Annotated in this window: 18 protein-coding genes; 8 read left to right on the top strand and 10 right to left on the bottom strand. The window is 69.9% G+C overall.

Annotation, left to right across the window (positions count from 1 at the left end):
• The first annotated feature begins 26 nt into the window (after window positions 1-26).
• Together ACWEMY_RS23655 and ACWEMY_RS23660 are read left to right on the top strand one after the other, a co-directional pair.
• Window positions 27-1,679: an alpha-(1->6)-mannopyranosyltransferase A gene (locus tag ACWEMY_RS23655; protein ID WP_452391795.1), complete on the top strand. Its 1,653-nt coding sequence runs from the start codon at window positions 27-29 to the stop codon at window positions 1,677-1,679.
• Window positions 1,676-2,725 carry a phytoene/squalene synthase family protein gene (locus ACWEMY_RS23660; RefSeq protein ID WP_452391782.1) on the top strand — a complete coding sequence of 350 codons (1,050 nt, stop codon included), beginning with the start codon at window positions 1,676-1,678 and terminating at the stop codon, window positions 2,723-2,725. The genes ACWEMY_RS23655 and ACWEMY_RS23660 overlap by 4 nt, the downstream gene beginning before the upstream one ends.
• A gap of 22 nt (window positions 2,726-2,747) precedes the next feature.
• Here ACWEMY_RS23660 and ACWEMY_RS23665 read toward each other — a convergent pair whose 3' ends face one another.
• A complete protein-coding gene (locus ACWEMY_RS23665; protein WP_375937692.1) occupies window positions 2,748-3,116 on the bottom strand; it encodes an Rv2175c family DNA-binding protein in 369 nt (122 codons plus the stop codon).
• A gap of 127 nt (window positions 3,117-3,243) precedes the next feature.
• On the opposite strand from ACWEMY_RS23665, the gene pknB reads away from it, so the two are divergent.
• The 3 genes from pknB (at window position 3,244) to ACWEMY_RS23680 (ending at window position 6,122) form a co-directional block, all read left to right on the top strand.
• A complete protein-coding gene (gene pknB / locus ACWEMY_RS23670) occupies window positions 3,244-5,202 on the top strand; it encodes a Stk1 family PASTA domain-containing Ser/Thr kinase (protein WP_452391783.1) in 1,959 nt (652 codons plus the stop codon).
• Window positions 5,203-5,291: 89 nt separating this feature from the next.
• The gene (locus ACWEMY_RS23675) at window positions 5,292-5,633 is read left to right on the top strand and encodes an ArsR/SmtB family transcription factor (protein ID WP_452391784.1); all 342 of its coding nucleotides are present in this window, start codon (window positions 5,292-5,294) and stop codon (window positions 5,631-5,633) included.
• A gap of 3 nt (window positions 5,634-5,636) precedes the next feature.
• Window positions 5,637-6,122, top strand: coding sequence for an SRPBCC family protein (locus tag ACWEMY_RS23680; RefSeq protein ID WP_452391785.1), 486 nt, complete (start codon window positions 5,637-5,639; stop codon window positions 6,120-6,122).
• Between the two features lie 20 nt (window positions 6,123-6,142).
• Here the strand turns inward: ACWEMY_RS23680 and ACWEMY_RS23685 are convergent, their stop codons facing one another.
• Window positions 6,143-7,528 carry a class II 3-deoxy-7-phosphoheptulonate synthase gene (locus tag ACWEMY_RS23685; protein WP_452391786.1) on the bottom strand — a complete coding sequence of 462 codons (1,386 nt, stop codon included), beginning with the start codon at window positions 7,526-7,528 and terminating at the stop codon, window positions 6,143-6,145.
• Between the two features lie 124 nt (window positions 7,529-7,652).
• Between ACWEMY_RS23685 and ACWEMY_RS23690 the strand changes: the two genes are divergently transcribed.
• Window positions 7,653-8,150, top strand: coding sequence for a polyadenylate-specific 3'-exoribonuclease AS (locus ACWEMY_RS23690; protein ID WP_375937948.1), 498 nt, complete (start codon window positions 7,653-7,655; stop codon window positions 8,148-8,150).
• Window positions 8,151-8,213: 63 nt separating this feature from the next.
• Here the strand turns inward: ACWEMY_RS23690 and qcrB are convergent, their stop codons facing one another.
• From qcrB to ctaE, 4 genes are all read right to left on the bottom strand, one after another.
• Window positions 8,214-9,839, bottom strand: coding sequence for a cytochrome bc1 complex cytochrome b subunit (gene qcrB, locus ACWEMY_RS23695; protein WP_375937681.1), 1,626 nt, complete (start codon window positions 9,837-9,839; stop codon window positions 8,214-8,216).
• Entirely contained in the window at window positions 9,836-10,975 is a 1,140-nt protein-coding gene (qcrA, locus tag ACWEMY_RS23700) for a cytochrome bc1 complex Rieske iron-sulfur subunit (RefSeq protein ID WP_375937678.1), read from the bottom strand. The genes qcrB and qcrA overlap by 4 nt, the downstream gene beginning before the upstream one ends.
• A gap of 73 nt (window positions 10,976-11,048) precedes the next feature.
• Entirely contained in the window at window positions 11,049-11,912 is an 864-nt protein-coding gene (gene qcrC, locus ACWEMY_RS23705; RefSeq protein WP_375937675.1) for a cytochrome bc1 complex diheme cytochrome c subunit, read from the bottom strand.
• Between the two features lie 56 nt (window positions 11,913-11,968).
• Window positions 11,969-12,580, bottom strand: a complete 612-nt coding sequence (gene ctaE / locus ACWEMY_RS23710) for an aa3-type cytochrome oxidase subunit III (RefSeq protein WP_452391787.1) — start codon at window positions 12,578-12,580, stop codon at window positions 11,969-11,971.
• Window positions 12,581-12,758: 178 nt separating this feature from the next.
• Between ctaE and ACWEMY_RS23715 the strand changes: the two genes are divergently transcribed.
• Complete coding sequence (locus tag ACWEMY_RS23715; RefSeq protein WP_375937669.1) at window positions 12,759-13,178, top strand: hypothetical protein; 420 nt, start codon at window positions 12,759-12,761, stop codon at window positions 13,176-13,178.
• An 88-nt stretch (window positions 13,179-13,266) separates the two neighbouring features.
• Window positions 13,267-14,328, top strand: coding sequence for an anthranilate phosphoribosyltransferase (gene trpD, locus ACWEMY_RS23720; protein ID WP_452391788.1), 1,062 nt, complete (start codon window positions 13,267-13,269; stop codon window positions 14,326-14,328).
• A gap of 13 nt (window positions 14,329-14,341) precedes the next feature.
• On the opposite strand, the gene ACWEMY_RS23725 is transcribed toward trpD, so the two are convergent.
• The 4 genes from ACWEMY_RS23725 to ACWEMY_RS23740 all read right to left on the bottom strand — a co-directional run.
• Entirely contained in the window at window positions 14,342-14,617 is a 276-nt protein-coding gene (locus tag ACWEMY_RS23725; RefSeq protein ID WP_278265520.1) for an Lrp/AsnC family transcriptional regulator, read from the bottom strand.
• A gap of 4 nt (window positions 14,618-14,621) precedes the next feature.
• On the bottom strand, window positions 14,622-15,173 hold the full coding sequence (gene trpF / locus ACWEMY_RS23730; RefSeq protein WP_452391789.1) for a phosphoribosylanthranilate isomerase: 552 nt from the start codon (window positions 15,171-15,173) through the stop codon (window positions 14,622-14,624).
• A 281-nt stretch (window positions 15,174-15,454) separates the two neighbouring features.
• A complete protein-coding gene (locus tag ACWEMY_RS23735) occupies window positions 15,455-17,299 on the bottom strand; it encodes a DEDD exonuclease domain-containing protein (protein ID WP_452391790.1) in 1,845 nt (614 codons plus the stop codon).
• Between the two features lie 58 nt (window positions 17,300-17,357).
• Window positions 17,358-17,636, bottom strand: a 279-nt coding sequence (locus ACWEMY_RS23740) for a hypothetical protein (RefSeq protein ID WP_452391791.1), incomplete at its 5' end; no start/stop codon positions are given.

Below are 17,636 nucleotides of genomic sequence, written 5' to 3' on the forward strand. Positions count from 1 at the left end.
AGACGACCGTAGGCCCCATGGACACCATGCGCACTCTCGAGCCGCAGCGCCACACGCCTACCGGGACCGACCCCGGCGTCCGGACGTGGCTGCGCACCGCAGGCGACTTCGCTCGCAGCCCCGAAGGCCACGCGGCCCTGCTGGGCTTCTTCGGCGCGGTGATGATCACGTTCGGCGGTTTCGGCGCGGGCGCGGTCCGCAAACGCGATCCGCTGCTCGAGGCCCTGCACCTGTCCTGGCTGCGCTTCGGCCACGGCTTCGCGCTGTCGACGATCCTGGTCTGGGCCGGTGTCCTGATGATGATCGCGGCCTGGGTGCGGCTGGGCCGCAACACCCTCAGCGGCGATTCCACCACGGTCACGCTGAACGAGCTGCGCGCCATCGTCGGGATCTGGACCACGCCGCTGCTGTTCGCGGCGCCGATGTTCAGCCGCGACGTCTACTCGTATCTGGCCCAGGGCGCGCTGCTGCGCGACGGTTTCGACCCCTACCAGGTTGGCCCGGTCGCCAACCCCGGCGTGCTGCTCGACAACGTGAGCCTGGTCTGGACCACCACCACCGCGCCGTACGGGCCGGTGTTCCTGCTCATCGGCCGCGCGATCACCATGATCACCGGCGACAACATCATCGCGGGCACCATCGCCCTGCGGCTGGTGATGCTGCCCGGCCTGGCGCTGATGATGTGGGCGGTGCCGCACCTGACCAAGCATCTGGGTGGCAAGCCCACGGTGGCGCTGTGGCTGGCCGTGCTCAACCCGCTGGTGCTGATCCACCTGATCGGCGGCGTGCACAACGAGCTGCTGATGGTGGGCCTGATGTGCGCGGGCATCGCGCTGGTGCTGGAACGCCATCACGTGGCGGGCATCGTCGTGGTCGCCATCGGTGTCGCGATAAAGGCCACCGCGGCCGTGGCGCTGCCGTTCCTGGTGTGGATCTGGATTCTGCACGAGAAGGAGCGCCGCGCCGCCCAGCGCCGCGCGGTCATGGACAGCGACTCCGGCCCGTCCGAGGACCTGAAACACCCGGACGCGGCCCGGCCCTCGGCCGACATGCCCCATCCGCTGCTGGTGTTCGCCAAGATCGCCGGGATCGGCTTCGCGGTCTTCGCGGCGGTGTTCGCCGCCGCCTCGGCCATCGCCGGGGTCGGCTTCGGCTGGGTCACCGCCCTGCAGGGCTCCAACAAGATCATCCAGTGGCTCTCGCTGCCGACGCTGCTCGCCGAGATCATCACCTGGATCACCCCGCTGGACTTCGATTCCACGCTGTGGTGGGCCCGCAAGCTGTGCCAGGTCGCCTTGGTCCTGATCCTGATCGCGACCTGGTGGCGCTTCCGGCACAGCGAGCGCGAGGCCGTGATGGGCATCATCATCGTCTTCGTCGGGATCGTGCTGCTCTCCCCCGCCGCGCTGCCCTGGTACTACTCGTGGCCGCTCGCCCTGGCCGCCGCGTTCGCCCTGTCCACCCGGACGCTGATGTGGCTGGTGGGGATCTGCACCTGGCTGATGCTGGTGTTCCAGCCCGACGGCGCGAACGGGCTCTACAACTTCTGGCACGTGGCACTGGCGACGGCGGCCTCCATCGTGGCGGCGGTCTCGCTGCGCACCGTCGATCCGCTGCATCTGCGGTCGGCCAGCGCGCGGGCCGCGGGCCGGAAGCCGGCGCCCTCAGTCACCGGATGAGCCCCCGGCCACCCGGCGCCGCCGGGCAGGATCGCATGCCGACCGGTGACCTCGACGCCGCCTATACCAGCTGCGCCCGCATCGCCGCCGAACACGGCCGCACCTACTACCTGGCCACCGCCCTGCTCACACCCCCGCAGCGCCGGGCCGTGCACGCGCTCTACGCGTTCGCGCGGATGGTGGACGACATCGTCGACCACGCCGACGACCCCGCCCACGTGCTCGATCCGCGCGACACCCGAGGCCGCTCGTCGCGCCTGCGGCCGGTCGCGCACTCCGCCGCCACCCTGCCCGGCGCGTCCCGCATCGGGCCTGCCGACGACCTCGATCTGGTCGAGAAGCAGCTGCGCCTGGCCATCGACGACGCCACGATCGACACCACCGACCCCCTACGGCACCAGATCCTCACCGCCACCGGCGACACGATCCGCCGCTACGGCATCGCTCCCGCCCCGCTGTGGACCTTCCTCGACGCCATGCGCATGGACATCCCCGGCAGCCCCACCCATCGCACCCGCTACGCCACCATGAGCGAGCTGCGCGAATACATGCGCGGGTCCGCCGCCGCCATCGGCCTGCTGGTGCTGCCGGTGCTGGGCACGGTGGTCCCGGTCGCCGAGGCCGAACCCGCGGCGGCGACGCTGGGCGAGGCGTTCCAGCTCACCAATTTCCTGCGCGACGTCGCCGAGGACCTCGACCGCGACCGGATCTACCTGCCCGCCGACGAACTGGCCGCCTTCGGCGTGGACGAAGCCCACCTGTGCGCCTGCCGGGCCACCGGACGCACCGACGCACCGCTGCGCCGGGCCCTGGCCCACCTGATCGCGGTCAACCGCGACCTCTACCGCCGCGCGAGGCCGGGCATCGCCCTGCTGGACCCGCGCGTGCGTCCGGCCATCGACACCGCGGCGATTCTCTACGGCGAGATCCTCGACCGCATCGAAGCCGCCGACCACCAGGTCTTCGCCGCCCGTGCCACGGTCCCCCGGCACCGCCGGATCCTGGTCGCCGCCAAGGGTTTCACCACCGCGACGCGCCGCCGGTGACGATGCCCGGCGGCGCGATCGATCAGAAGGGTTCGGCGGCGGCGCGGCGCACGACCTCACGGGCCAGCGGGCCGTGCAGGGCGTCGACCGGGCGGCCGGGCAGCGAGTCGTCGTCGGTGTAGATCCAGCGCAGGATGTCCTCGTCGGAGTACTTGCCGTCGCGCATCACGGTGATCAGGCCGGGCAGCATGCGGACGATCTCGTCGTTGTCGTCGAAGAAGCGGGACGGAATGCCGGCGACACCGTTGCGCCGGACCGCGAGGAGCTGGTGGTCGCGCAGCAGCTGATGCACCGCGGTCACCGGTACGCCGAGTATCTCGGCGGCCTCGGGAAGCGAGACGAGGGTTTCGGTGTCGGGCAGGACGTCGTCGCTGCAGGGGAAGGCACTCACCCGGACAACGGTAGTGGACGGGGCCGGGCGTGCATCCGCTGGTATGCCAGGCCCGCACGGCTACGATCGTGGTGGCCGCACCGGGTGGCCGGTCGCTTGTCGCAGTGTCGCGAGGGGTGAGAAGTTTGTGAAAGCCGGAGGACATCACTTGATCGGCCAGATGCTGGAAGGGCGCTACCGCATCGATGCGCCGATCGCGCGCGGCGGAATGTCGATGGTGTTCCGGGGTACCGACACCCGGCTGGATCGCCCGGTGGCGATCAAGGTGATGGATCCCAAGTTCGCCGGAGATCCGCAGTTCCTCACCCGCTTCGAATTCGAGGCGCGCGCGGTGGCCAAGCTCAAGCACAACTCGCTGGTGGCCGTCTACGACCAGGGTGTCGACGGCGAATACCCCTTCCTCATCATGGAACTCGTCGAGGGCGGCACACTGCGCGAACTGCTGCGCGAGCGCGGCCCGATGCCCCCGCACGCGGTGCGCGCGGTCGCCGAGCCGGTGCTGCGCGCGATCGGCACCGCCCACGACGCGGGCCTGGTGCACCGCGACATCAAGCCGGAGAACGTGCTGATCTCGGACGCGGGCGAGGTGAAGATCGCCGACTTCGGGCTGGTGCGCGCCGTCGCCGCCGCCAACACCACCTCCGCCAGCGTGATCCTCGGCACGGCCGCCTACCTGTCCCCGGAGCAGGTCACCACCGGCACCGCCGACGCGCGCAGCGACGTGTACTCCTTCGGCATCCTGATCTTCGAGCTGCTCACCGGCCGGGTGCCGTTCACCGGCGACAACTCGCTGTCGGTGGCCTATCAGCGGGTGGAGAACGACGTGCCGGCGCCGAGCCAGTTCATCGGTGGCGTGCCACCGGAGTTCGACGCGCTGGTCGCCAAGGCCACCTCCCGCGATCCCGCACAGCGTTTCGCCGACGCCCACGAGATGGCCGCGCAGCTGCAATCGATCGCCATGCTGCTGAATCTGCCGCCGTATCGGGTGCCCGCCCCGCGGGATTCGGCCGAGCACCTGTCCGAGAACTACCGCACCGGTGCCGCCCACCATCCCGGTGACAGTCCCGCGACCCCGAATCCGGTGGCCGCGCACCCGGTTCCGGCGCCCGCCGCGCAACCACAGCACACCCGGGTGGTCACCGCGCAGCGTCCGCGCCCCGACGAGTACGTCCAGCCCGTCCAGCATCATCCGCTCGCACCGAACGAGACCGGCTCGCGCCGCACCGGGCTGATGTGGGTCGGCATCGTCACCGCGCTCACCCTGCTGGTCGGCATCGGCGGCTGGTGGGTCGGGGTCGGCCGCTACACGGCGGTCCCGGCGATCGCGGGCATGGATTCCGAGCGCGCCGTGGCCGTGCTGCAGGAGGCCGGATTCGAGACGGTGCTGCGGCAGAAGGCCTCCGACACGATCCCGGTGGGCGGGGTGGTCGGCACCGATCCGTCGGCGGGCTCGCGGGTGACCAAGAGCTCCACCGTCGCGGTGCTCATCTCCAACGGCAAGCCGCGGGTGCCCGACATCAACCCCGGCGACCAGATCTCCACGACCAATCAGGCCATTCGCGATGCCGGACTCCAGCCGATCGACGCGGGTGAGGCCGCCAGCACCGCCCCCAAGGGCACCCTGGCGAAGGTGGAGCCCGCGCCCGGCACGGTCCTGCCGATGGGCGCGCAGGTGAAGGTGTATCGCAGCAAGGGCTCGCAGCCGGTGAATGTGCCGGATGTGCGCGGCAAGTCCACCGAGGACGCCGCCAAGGCCCTGGCCGCGGCGGGCCTGACCGTGCGCGAGACCCGCGTGCAGTTCGACAAGAGCGTGGAGGGCGACAAGGCGATCGGCACCGATCCCGCCGTCGGCACCACCCTGCAGTCCGGCGACAGCGTCACCCTCATCGTCTCCAGCGCGGTGAAGGTGCCCAATGTGATGGGGCAGTCGGTGGGCAGCGCCCGCGCCAAACTGCAGCAGCTCGGCCTGCAGGTGGAGGTCAAGTCCCTCACCGACTCCGACAGTTCCCTGGTGATCGGCCAGGTCCCCGGCTTCAACTCGAATGCGGAGGCGGGCAGCACGGTGACGCTGACCGCCCTGCCTTGAAGAGCCGGAAAGCCCGGTCGCGGTCCCCGCTGAATCGGTTCGGCTCGAGGGGTTGACAACATACAACCACTTGGTTGTACATTCGAGGGGTGAACGACACCGACGAGGACGCGGCAGACGCCTTGTTCCACGCGCTCGCCGACCGCACCCGGCGCGATATCGTGCGCCGTGTGCTGGCGGGCGAGCATTCGGTGTCGGCACTGGCGGAGAACTACGACATGAGTTTCGCCGCCGTCCAGAAGCACGTGGCCGTGCTGGAACGTGCCGGACTGCTGACCAAACGACGCCAGGGCCGGGAACAACTGGCCAGCGGTGACGTCGCGGCGGTCCGGACGGTCGCCGGCATGCTCGCCGAACTGGAACAGATCTGGCGCGGCCGTATCGGCCGGATCGACGACCTCATCGCGATCGACCTTCACCAGGAGGAATGAATCATGCCCGTCACCGATGTCTCCCACGATCTCGACACCCGCACCCTCACCATCACCGCCGAATTCGCGGCCCCGCGCGCCCGCATCTGGCAGATCTACGCCGACCCGCGCCAGCTGGAGAAGATCTGGGGCCCGCCCACCTATCCGGCGACCGTGGTCGAGCACTCGCTCGCCCCCGGCGGCCGCGTCACCTACTACATGACCTCCCCCGAGGGCGAGAAGTTCGCCGGCTACTGGGAGATCGTCTCGGTCGACGAGCCCACCGGCTTCAGCTTCAAGGACGGCTTCGCCGACGAGAGCTTCAACCCCGTCACCACGATGCCGGTGTCCACCAACACCTACACCTTCACCGAGGACGGCGGCCGCACCACCGCCATCTACGTCAGCGTCTACGACACCGCCGAGGGCCTGCAGCAGGTCCTCGACATGGGCGTAGTCGAAGGCGCCACGGGCGCGATCAACCAGATCGACGACCTCGTGGCGAACTGAGCCCTACCGGCCCCCGCCGATCACCGCAGCATTTCCGCCACGAGGAACGACAGCTCGAGGGACTGCTGGGTGTTGAGGCGGGGGTCGCAGGCCGTCTCGTAGCGGTCCTCGAGGTCGAGGTCGGAGATGTCCTGGGCGCCGCCGAGGCATTCGGTGACGTTCTCGCCGGTCAGCTCGATGTGCAGGCCGCCGGGGTGGGTGCCCAGGGCGTGGTGCACCTCGAAGAAGCCCTGCACCTCGTCGACGATGCGGTCGAAGTGGCGGGTCTTGAAGCCGGTGGACGATTCGTGGGTGTTGCCGTGCATGGGGTCGCACTGCCAGATCACCTGGTGGCCGGTGGCCTGCACCTTCTCGATGATCGGCGGCAGCACCTCGCGCACCTTGCCGTTGCCCATCCGGGCGACCAGGGTGAGCCGGCCGGGCTCGTTGTTCGGGTCGAGCCGCTCGACGTACTCCACCGCCTGGTCGGGGGTGGTGGTCGGGCCGATCTTGAGGCCGATCGGGTTGGCCAGGAGTTCGGCCAGCGCGATGTGGGCGCCGTCGAGCTGACGGGTGCGCTCCCCGATCCACAGGAAGTGCGCCGAGAGGTCGTAGAGCAGCGGTTCGCCGGTCTCGGATTCGCTCAGGCGCAGCATGGCGCGCTCGTAGTCGAGCACCAGCGCCTCGTGCGAGGCGTAGATGCGCGCCGACTTCAGGCTCGGGTCGTTGACCTGGCAGGCGGTCATGAACCGCAGGCCGCGGTCGATCTCCTCGGCCAGCGCCTCGTAGCGCGCGCCCGCGGGCGACTGGGCGACGAAATCGCGGTTCCAGTCGTGCACCTTGTGCAGGTCTGCCATGCCCGCACTGGTGAGCGCGCGGACCAGGTTCATCGCGGCACTGGCATTGGCGTAGGCGCGCACCAGCCGCGAGGGGTCGTGGCGGCGCAGCGCCTGGTCGGCGACCAGCGAGTTGACCATGTCGCCGCGGTAGGAGGTCAGGCCCAGCGCGTCGGTGTCCGACGAACGCGGCTTGGCGTACTGGCCCGCGATGCGCGCCACCTTCACCACCGGCAGGCTCGCGCCGTAGGTGAGTACCACCGCCATCTGCAGCAGCGTGCGGATATTGCCGCGGATGTGCGGTTCGGTGTTGTCGGCGAAGGTCTCCGCGCAGTCACCGCCCTGCATGAGGAACGCCTCGCCGCGCGCCACGGCGGCGAGCTGGGTCTTGAGCTCCTCCACCTCGGCGGGCAGGCAGATCGGCGGCACGCTCTCGAGCACGGTGCGCATGGTGGCGGCCTCGTCGGCGTCCCAGGACGGCTGCTGCAGGGCGGGCCGGGCCAGTGCGGCGTCGAGCCGGGTACGCAGCTCGGCGGGCAGCGGCGGCAGTTCCGGCAGGCGGTCAATGGGTACGTCGACGGTCCAGGTCACCCGATAAGAATACGTTCTCGGTCCCCGCCGCGGTACGCGCGGTGCACCCGTGCGCAGGACGCGCGCACCACGCGGCATAGGGTCTTCCCGACCGACCCATCAACGGTACGAAGAGGCGATCTCCCTGCGATATTTTTATGATTCGGAATTCATCGAGGACGGCGTGACGATCGATCTGATCTCGATCGGCGTGGTCTGTGAGGACGGGCGCGAGTACTACGCGGTCTCGACCGAATTCGACGCGGGCCGGGCCGGGCCGTGGGTGCGCAAGCACGTGCTGCCGAAGTTGCCGCCGGCGGGATCGCCGCTGTATCGCACCAGAGAACAGATCCGCGACGACCTGCACAAGTTCTTCCTGCCGCGCCCGAGCGTGCAGCCGGAGCTGTGGGCCTGGGTGGCCGCCTACGACCATGTGGCGCTGTGCCAGCTCTGGGGCGATATGACCGCGCTGCCCAAGGAACTGCCCCGCTACACCAACGAGTTGCGCCAGCACTGGGCCGCGCACGGCAGCCCCGAGCTGCCGCCGATCCCCGGCGACGCCCACGACGCGCTGGCCGACGCCCGGCACAACCTGGCCAAGTTCGACGCGATCGAGGCCTACCGCCGCACCCCGCGGCTCTGACCCGCGAACGCCGAAGGCCCCGGACCGCTGAGCGATCCGGGGCCTTTCGTTCGGTGCGGCCGGTCAGTGACCGTTCGACTTGCCGCCTTCGACACGCGCCTGCTCCTCGGCGAGCGCGGTGAGCATCCGGTGCTCGTCGGCGTGCTCGTTCTCGAAGTAGGCGTCGGACTCGGCCGTGGGGTCGGGGCGCAGGAAGCTGCCCAGACCCGGCTTGCCCGCCGAACCCAGCTTGTTCATCTTCTTCGGCACCGCGGCGCCCTGGTACTCCAGCGGGATCGCGTGGCCGTGGTCGTCGACCGGGCCCAGCGGCTGGTGCACCTCGATGTACTCACCGTGCGGCAGTCGCTTGATCACGCCGGTCTCGATGCCGTGCTCGAGCACCGCCCGGTCACTGCGCTGCAGACCGATGCAGAACCGGTAGGTCACGAAGTACGCGATGGGCGGCAGCAGCAGCACACCGATACGGCCGATCCAGGTGGTCGCGTTCAGCGAGATGTCGAACTTCAGCGCGATGATGTCGTTGACACACGAGAGCGTGAGCACCACGTAGAACGCGATGGCCATGGCACCGATGGCGGTGCGCACGGGCACGTCGCGCGGACGCTGCAGCAGGTTGTGGTGCGCGGTGCGGTCGTTGGTGAGCCGCTTCTCGATCCACGGGTAGGCGATCAGCAGCGTGAACACCAGACCCATGACCAGGGCGACCCAGAACACCGCCGGGACCGTGTACCGGCCCAGATAGAGCTCCCACGGCGGCATCAGGCGCGCCATGCCGTCGGTCCACATCATGTAGAAGTCGGGCTGGGAACCCGCCGAGACCTGTGACGGGTTGTACGGGCCCAGGTTCCAGATCGGGTTGATCTGCAGGACACCACCCATGATGCCGACGATGCCGAGGGTGAAGGCGAAGAACGCGCCCTGGTCCGCGGCGAACACCGGCACGATACGCGCGCCGACCACGTTGTTCTCGGTCCGGCCGGGGCCGGGGAACTGGGTGTGCTTCTGGTACCAGACCAGCGCGACGTGCGCGCCGATCAGCGCCAGGATGATGCCGGGAAGCAGCAGCACGTGCGCGATGTAGAGGCGCGGGATGATGATCTCGCCCGGGAAGTCGCCACCGAACATCAGCCAGTGGATCCACGTACCCGCCACCGGGACACCGATCACGATGCCGGAGAACGCGGCGCGCAGACCGGTACCGGAGAGCAGGTCGTCGGGCAGCGAGTAGCCGAAGAAGCCCTCGAACATCGCCAGGATCAGCAGCAGCGAGCCGATCACCCAGTTCGCCTCACGCGGCTTGCGGAACGCGCCGGTGAAGAAGATGCGGAACAGGTGGATGATGATCGACGCCGCGAACAGCAGCGCCGCCCAGTGATGGATCTGCCGGACGAACAGACCGCCGCGCACCTCGAAGGAGATGTTCAGCGCGGTCTCGTAGGCCCGCGACATGCCGACGCCGCGCAGCGGCTGGTAGGCACCGTCGTAGGTGACGTGCGCCATCGACGGGTCGAAGTACAGCGTCAGGTAGATACCCGACAGCAGCAGGATGATGAACGAGTACAGCGCGATCTCGCCCAGCAGGAACGACCAGTGGGTCGGGAAGACCTTGTTGATCGACCGCTTGACGAACGCCGCGGCGCGATACCGCTCGTCCATCTCGTTGGCTTGGTTCGCCACCAGAGTGCTCATGAACGACGCTCCCAGAAGGCCGGGCCGAGCGGCTCGATGAAGTCGCCGTTCGCGACCAGGAAGCCTTCGGCGTTGACGGTGATCGGCAGCTGAGGCAGTGCGCGGGCGGCGGGACCGAAGACCGGCTTACCCCATTCGGTCGCCGAGAACTGCGACTGATGGCAGGGGCACAGGATGCGGTTGGTCTGCTGCTCGAACAGCGAGGTGGGGCAGCCGAGGTGGGTGCAGATCTTCGAGTAGGCGAAGTAGTCGCCGAAGTTGAAGCTCTCCTGACCCTTGCGCTTGATCGCCTTCTCCGCGTCGGCGGTGCGCAGGCGGATCAGCATGACGGAGTTGCGGATGCCGCGCAGCGACTGCAGCGTCTCGTGCTCGTCGCCGCGCCACTTCTCCTTCCACGGGAACACGGTCTCCATGGCGCCGGCGTCCAGGTCTTCCGGACGCACCAGCACGACGTCCTGCGGACGGCCGGTGTCGCGACGGATGTAGATGGTCTCGCCCGGGTAGTCCGGGGTCCAGCCCGAGACCCACAGCGGCGACTTGTCGCGCTTGGCCCACGGGTTCTTGACCATGCCACCGACGAACACCAGCAGCGCGCCGATACCGAGCACGCCGACACCGGCGCCCGCGGTACCGAGCATCATCTTGCGGCGGCCCAGGGTGGAGGAGTCCAGCGCGTCCTGCAGCTCGGCGGCCAGGGTGCGGCGCTCGACCTCGTCGGACGGGCCGTCGTGGCGCTGCTGGATGGAGATCTCGGCGGGGATGAACCGCTTGCGGATCAGCACCACCGCGATACCGATGACCAGCACCGAGATGCCGAAGGTCAGGCCGACCAGCGGGGTGAACAGCGCGTAGGCCTGGTGGCCGTCCTGCCGGTTGCCCTTCCACTCCCAGGGCCAGAACAGGAAGACACCGATCAGCGCGGCCGCGGCGAGGCCGGAGATGGCGAACCAGAACGTGACGGCGCGCTCGGCGCGCTTCTCGGCCCGGGTGCCGGGCGTGGGCCACCGCTCGTTGCGGTAGACGACCTCGACGTCGTCGCGTCCGGTACCGAGCTCGACCAGCTCGTCCCGCGACATCGCGTCCAGTTCGTCCTCGGTGGGTTCGCGACCCATGTCGCTGTGCTCCTGTCCACTCATGGCTGCATCCAATTCGTCATGCTCGGGCGCGCTGCGTGGTCACGCCGCGCTACCGCCTCCGCGCGCTGACCGGTCATGACCGCGATCCGATCCACATCGCGGCGCCGACCACGGCGGTGATGCCGATGACCCAGATGGCGAGGCCTTCGGTCGCCGGACCGAAACCGCCCAGGTCCCAGCCGCCGGGGGACTTCTCCTCGGCCGCGTTCTTGACGTAGGCGACGATGTCGCGCTTCTCCTCCGACGACAGCTGACGGTCGGAGAACTTCGGCATGTTCTGCGGGCCGGTGAGCATCGCGGTGTAGAGCTGCGCCTCGCTGGCCGGCTCCAGCGGCGGGGCGAACTTACCGCCGGAGAGCGCACCGCCACGGGCGGTGAAGTTGTGGCAGGAGGCGCAGTTCATGCGGAACAGCTCCGAGCCACGGGCGATGTCGGCACCGCGCAGCGACTCCTGGGCGATCTCGCCGTTCGCGTCACGGACCACCGAGGGGCCACCGCCGTTGGCGGCGACGTACGCGCCGAGCGCGTCGGTCTGGTGCGCGTCGAACTTCGGCGGCTTGCGCACGGCCTGGGCGCCGTTGGCGGCCATCGGCATGCGGCCGGTGGAGACCTGGAAGTAGACCGCGGCCTCGCCGACACCGATCAGGCTCGGACCACGGTCGGCGACACCCTGCAGGTTCGCGCCGTGGCAGGTGATGCAGGAGGTGTCGTAGAGCTGCTTGCCCTCGCGGATCAGCGCGGAGGTGTCCTCGTGCGCGGTGGCGACCTGGGGCTCGGGGGTGAGCGCGGTGGCCAGGAAGCCGGCTCCGACGAGGCCGACCATCAGCGCGAGAGCACCCGCGATACGACGGCGGGCGCGACGCTGCTTACGCGTCTTGGCGGCCTGACCGGTGCCGGGGCCAGCGGGCTCTGGGGCCGACGGGGGAGATGAACTCATCTGTGTCCCTTTGGAGTAGACGGAACCGACTTGTGCAAATGCTGTGCGCCCGCGCGCTAGCGGACGAAGTAGATCGTGGCGAACAGCCCGATCCACACGATGTCGACGAAGTGCCAGTAGTAGGACACCACGATGGCGGCGGTGGCCTGAGCGGGCGTGAACTTGCTCAGCGAGGTGCGGATGAGCAGGAACACGAACGCGATCAGACCGCCGATCACGTGCAGACCGTGGAAGCCGGTGGTGATGTAGAAAACCGAGCCGTAGGAGCTGTCGGCGATCGTGGTTCCCTCATGCACCAGGTGGTAGTACTCGTAGCCCTGGCCGAAGACGAAGAACGCGCCCATCAGCAGCGTGATCACGTACCAGCGGCGCAGGCCGAACACGTCGCCCTTCTCCGCGGCGAACACACCCATCTGGCACGTGAACGACGATGCGACCAGCACGGCCGTCACCGGAACGGCGAGCTTCATGTTCAGCTCGGTCGGCTCCGGGGGCCAGTTGCCGTGCGCCTGCGCGCGCGCAACGAAGTACATGGCGAAGAGGCCGGCGAAGAACATCAGCTCGCTCGACAGCCAGATGATGGTTCCGACGCTGACCATGTTGGGCCGGTTCAGCGAATGCACACGCTGAGTAATGGCCGATCCTGGGGTGCCTACTGCGGTCGTCACGGGGTAAGTATGACTCTTCGTAGTACGACAGCTGTACCCGGGTACGAAAGTTTGTCGCGTGAATCGGAAAACCCACGTACAGAGGGGGTCCGGAACCACCGTCGGCGTGTTGGCGGCTATCACGTGACGACCCATTGTGACAGCGTTGGATGTGGATAACCTGAGACGAGGAGGCGGCATGGTCGTGGTGCGGATGTGGCGGCGGTTGTTCGGCGGGCAGACCGAGTCGCTGGACCCGGCGCGGGCCGATCTGGTGGTGGTCGCGTCGAGTTTCGACGACGCGGAGTCCGCCTCGAGCGCCCTGGACCGGGCCACCGAGCTCGATCGCGAGGCCGAGGCGGTGCTGCGTCATCACCTGCGCCTGCCCGCCGACCAGGTCGACACCGCCGCCGAGATCGCCGGATACGACGGCTACCAGCGCGTCGAGAGCGATCGCCCGGCCACCGGCGACCTCGTCCCGGTGCTGTTGCAGCGCGTGCAGCTGCTCGATCCGCTGAGCTGTTCGCAGGAACGCTCCCGGATGGCGGGGCTGGCCCAGCGCCACGACGGCGTCGCCGACGGCTGGGACGCGCTGCAGCCACCGCGTCCCGCACCGTAAACTCGCCCACGGCGCACATGCCCTTGCGCCATCCCGGTGCGCCCGATCAGAGTTGCGTGCTGTGTCGTCGAACGGAGATGCGGAGCTGATGAGCGTGCGCAGCTGGCCCCAGGTGCTCGGAACCCTCGCCGACGGCGGCGACCTGGCCGCCGACGACACCACCTGGGTGATCGACGAGATCTTCACCGACAACGCCACCGCCGCCCAGATCGCGGCCTTCGGCGTCGCCATGAAGATCAAGGGCCCCACCCCCGCCGAACTGGGCGGCATGGTCGCGGGCATGCTCGGGCACGCCCGCCTGGTGCCCGGTGACGGCGACGCGGTCGACATCGTCGGCACCGGCGGCGACCGCTCCGGTTCGGTCAACATCTCCACCATGTCCTCGGTGGTGGTGGCGGCCAGTGGCGTCCCGGTGGTCAAGCACGGCAACCGGGCGGCCTCCTCCAAGGCGGGCGGCGCCGATGTGCTCGAGGCGCTGGGCGTGAAGCTGGCGCTGGGCCCCGAATCGGTGGCGCGCTCGGTGCGCGAGGCCGGGATCGGCTTCTGCTTCGCCCCGCTGTTCCACTCCGGGCTGCGCTTCGCCGGTCCGGCGCGCAAGGAGATCGGCATCCCGACCGTGTTCAACGTGCTTGGTCCGCTCACCAACCCGGCCCAGCCGCGCGCGGGGCTGATCGGGTGCGCGTTCGCCGACCTGGCGCCCGTGATCGCGGGGGTGTTCGCCGAACGCGGCGCGAGCGCGCTGGTGGTGCGGGGGCGCGACGGGCTCGACGAGATCACCACCTCCGACCGCACCGATGTGTGGATCGTCAGCGGGGGACGCGTCCGGCAGACCGTGCTCGACCCGACCAGCCTGGGTATCCCCCGCGTCGATCTGGACGCGCTGCGCGGCGGTGACGCCCAGGACAACGCGACCATCGCCCGGGAGGTGTTCGCCGGGGCGCCCGGCGCGGTGCGCGACGCGGTGCTGCTGAACTCGGCCGCGGCGATCGTGGCCTACGACCTCTCGCGCGGGGTGGGCGATGTCGACCTGGATCTGGACGCCGCGCTGGCCGCGGGCATCGAGCGCGCCGCCGCCGCGGTGGACAGCGGCGCGGCGGCGAAGCTGCTGCAGACCTGGGCCGAGCTGACCCAGACCCTCGACGAGGCCTGAGCGGGCGAAAGCCTCACTCCCCCAGCGAGAATCCGGCTTCCACGTCGGCGCTGGAGTAGGACTTGAAGGCGATGTGGGTGGTGGTGCGGACCACGCCGGGCACCTTGTCGATGCCGCCGGTGACCACTTCGGCGATGCGTTCGTGGTCGCGCACCCGCACGATCGCGATCAGGTCGACATCGCCCGCGCAGGAGTACACCTCGGCGACTCCGGCGGTGTCGGCGAGCGCCTGCGCGGTCTCGGGGATGCGAGAGTTCTCGGCCTGGATCAGCACGATCGCGGTAATCATGGGATCAGCCTAGAACTTCGCGCCGCTCGGTGGCCGCTTTGAACCGGCGCATGAGCTCGTAGCTCTTCACCCCCGGCGCCGTCTCCACCGAACTGGACACGTCGACGCCGTAGGGCCGGTGCCGGGCGATGGTGTCGGCGACATTGTCCGCGTCGAGCCCGCCCGCCAGCACGACCTTGCCCGGCAGCGCGCGCACCCACTCGGGGAACTCCTCGAAGACCCCCGAGCCCGCGCTGGCGTCGTAGAAGAAGTATTCGCTGGTCTGTCCCGGTTCCGGCGGCGCCGACGAGCAGAACGCCAGGTTCGGCAGATCGGCCCACCGGTACAGCTGCACCACGTCGAACGCGTCGGCCACCTCGGCGACCTCGGCGGGCTCCAAAGCCACCGCGAAGGTGCCGATCCGCCCGCGCGCGTATCCGGCCAGCGCCCGCGCCTGCTCCAGGGTGCGATACCGCTTGCTCTTGGTCGTGACCATGACCCCGATCGCCGAGTACCCGAGCTCCACGGCCCAGTCGATCTGTTCCTCGGTGGTCAGCCCACACACCTTCACGAACATCCGCCGTCGATCCCTTTCGTCCGCGTCCAGCCACCACGATCCTGCGATGTCCCCCATGATTCCGGATCACTGCTCGAACGCCTCCGGCAGGCTCGACGCCTGCACACTCGCGGGTCACAGCGGCCCCGGCATACCGGGTAGCGCCGACGTGCGTACGCCGCGATCACCCGCACGGTGGGCGCACGTCATGGCCGTCACGTTCGATCCACGGCCGCGCCGACGTTGTGGACGCGAGCCCTCTGTGGCCGATGCGCGCGGCGTCTCCGGGGCGGCGGTGACGGTTAGCGCTCGGCGAGGTATTCCTCGCCTTCGGTGCGCGCCGAGGCGGCGGTTCGGGCCCGTTGGGCCCAGGCGGCCCAGCGGGCGGCGCCGTGCAGGGGTTCGTGATAGCCCTCGCTGACCCGGACGATGCGGGCGCCCGGGGCCGTGAGCGCCCGCGCGATGACGCCGGCCTCCTCCGGCGAAGCGCCACGCAACGGGGGCATGTCGTCCTCGGCGGGATGGAGTCCGGCCGAGCACGGCCCTGCTGCCGCGAGCGGGTGAGCGCGCACCTCGGCGGGTGACCGGTCGGCGGATGCCGCGTCGCCCAGGTCGGGGACGACGGTTTCGGCGGCGGCGAGGATCTGGTCGACGACGGCCATGGGTGGGGTGCCGCGGCGGGCGGTGCCCGCGGCGGCGAGGCGGCCGTGGCGGATGACGGCGAACTCCCAGCCGCCCGCGCCGTCGGGCAGGGCGACAATCAATTCGGCGAGGCGGGCCAGGGCGGCGAGGCGCTGGGTGCGGTGCAGCCGGGTGACGACGGTGGCGGTGCGGTCGCGCAGACGGGCGGCGGCCTCGAAATGTTCGGCGGTGGCATGGTTTTCGACGCGGTCGAGCATGGCGCGCAGGAGGGCGTCACAGCGGCCGGTGAACAGGTCGCGGACCGCGTCGACGGCGGGGCGGTAGGTGAGCATGTCCAGGTCGCCCTCGGGGTGGGCCGCGGGGCAGCCGCCGACGGCGGCGGGCGGGCAGGTGTGGCGGGCGCCGCGGGCGAGCCGGGTGAGGCAGGTGCGCAGCCCGGCGAACTCGGCGATCGTCGCGCCCACATCGAGGGCGTCGGTGCGAGAGGTGAACGGCCCCAACGCCGTTCGTGTGGGTGTGCGCACGGTGGTGAAGCGGGGGAACGGTTCGTCGGTGAGGGTGAGCCACCATCCGCGGCGCGGGAACTTCGAGCGGCGGTTGTAGGGCGGTGCGTGCGCGGCGAGCAGGCGCAGTTCGCGCACACCCGCCTCCAGTCCGTGCGCGCACACCACGTGATCGACCCGATTAGCCAGTGCCACCATCTCTTTCATGCGGCCACGGGTCTCCGAGCCGGTGAAGTAGGTGCGTACGCGGCGGCGCAGATTCACCGCGGTCCCTATATAGAGGACTTCGTCGGAGGGGCCACGGAACAGGTAGACCCCGGGCGCGGCGGGCAGATCGGCGGCGAAGGTGCGTTTGGCGCGTTGGGTGCCGGTGACCCCGGGCAGATAGTCGAGCAGTTCGGTCAGGCTGTGCACGCCCTGGTTGCCGACCCGGGCGATGAGCGCGTGCAGCACGTCGACGGTGGCGCGGGCGTCGTCGAGCGCGCGGTGGGTGGGCGTGGTGGCGGCACCGAGCACCTGGGCCAGCACCCCGAGCCGGGCCGAGGGCGCCTCGTCCTTGGTGAGTACGCGCCGGGCCAGTTTCACCGTGCACAGCACCTGCGGATTCGGCCACGCGATCTGCTGGCGCGCCGCGGCCGCCTTCAGGAAGGCCGTGTCGAAGCGCGCGTTGTGCGCCACCAGCACCGCGCCCGCCGCGAATTCGAGGAACCCCGGCAGCACCGCCTCGATCCGCGGCGCCTCGTACACCATGGCCGTGGTGATCCCGGTGATCTGCACGATCGCGGGCGGAATCGCGAACCCCGGATTCACCAGGGTCGCGAACTCCCCCAGCACCTCTCCCCCACGCACCTTCACCGCCCCGATCTCGGTGATCGAATCCCCCTCCGGGCTGGTCCCGGTCGTCTCCAGGTCGACGACGACGAAAGTGGTGTCGTAGAGCGGGGTCTCCAGTTCGTCGAAGGCCAGCTGACGGGCGGCAGCCGGAAGTACGGGCTCGGGCACGATCGGCAGCGTAGGACGACGGTCCGACAACTTCGGCCCGCCCGAGTCCCGGGCAGGCTCAGCGGGTGGTCGGTGGTGGTCGCCGCAGGATCAGTACCACCACGACACCGACCAGGCTCCACGCGCGCGAGCCCGACCGGGGCGGGTCGAGATACTCCGCGCGCCAGGCGGGTCGCTCACGCGGCGGCGAGTCCACCGGCCGGACCAGGTCGGCGACGAGACCGGAGCCGAAGGGCTCGTCGTCCTCGTCCCGGTACCCGCGTCGCTGCTCGGGCGGCGGGATCCCCCCCACCAAGTCGCGCGCCACCCGCCCCACGGCCCGGTGGAGGTGCACGGC

The sequence above is a fragment of the Nocardia sp. NPDC004415 genome, assembly GCF_053602435.1.

Coding starts and splice junctions, on each gene's coding strand:
- trpF (WP_452391789.1), bottom strand. CDS start 15,173: ATGTTCGTGAAGGTGTGTGGGCTGACCACCGAGGAACAGATCGACTGG.
- qcrC (WP_375937675.1), bottom strand. CDS start 11,912: ATGAGTTCATCTCCCCCGTCGGCCCCAGAGCCCGCTGGCCCCGGCACC.
- ACWEMY_RS23655 (WP_452391795.1), top strand. CDS start 27: ATGCGCACTCTCGAGCCGCAGCGCCACACGCCTACCGGGACCGACCCC.
- ACWEMY_RS23660 (WP_452391782.1), top strand. CDS start 1,676: ATGAGCCCCCGGCCACCCGGCGCCGCCGGGCAGGATCGCATGCCGACC.
- ACWEMY_RS23715 (WP_375937669.1), top strand. CDS start 12,759: ATGGTCGTGGTGCGGATGTGGCGGCGGTTGTTCGGCGGGCAGACCGAG.
- ACWEMY_RS23725 (WP_278265520.1), bottom strand. CDS start 14,617: ATGATTACCGCGATCGTGCTGATCCAGGCCGAGAACTCTCGCATCCCC.
- trpD (WP_452391788.1), top strand. CDS start 13,267: ATGAGCGTGCGCAGCTGGCCCCAGGTGCTCGGAACCCTCGCCGACGGC.
- qcrA (WP_375937678.1), bottom strand. CDS start 10,975: ATGAGTGGACAGGAGCACAGCGACATGGGTCGCGAACCCACCGAGGAC.
- ACWEMY_RS23680 (WP_452391785.1), top strand. CDS start 5,637: ATGCCCGTCACCGATGTCTCCCACGATCTCGACACCCGCACCCTCACC.
- qcrB (WP_375937681.1), bottom strand. CDS start 9,839: ATGAGCACTCTGGTGGCGAACCAAGCCAACGAGATGGACGAGCGGTAT.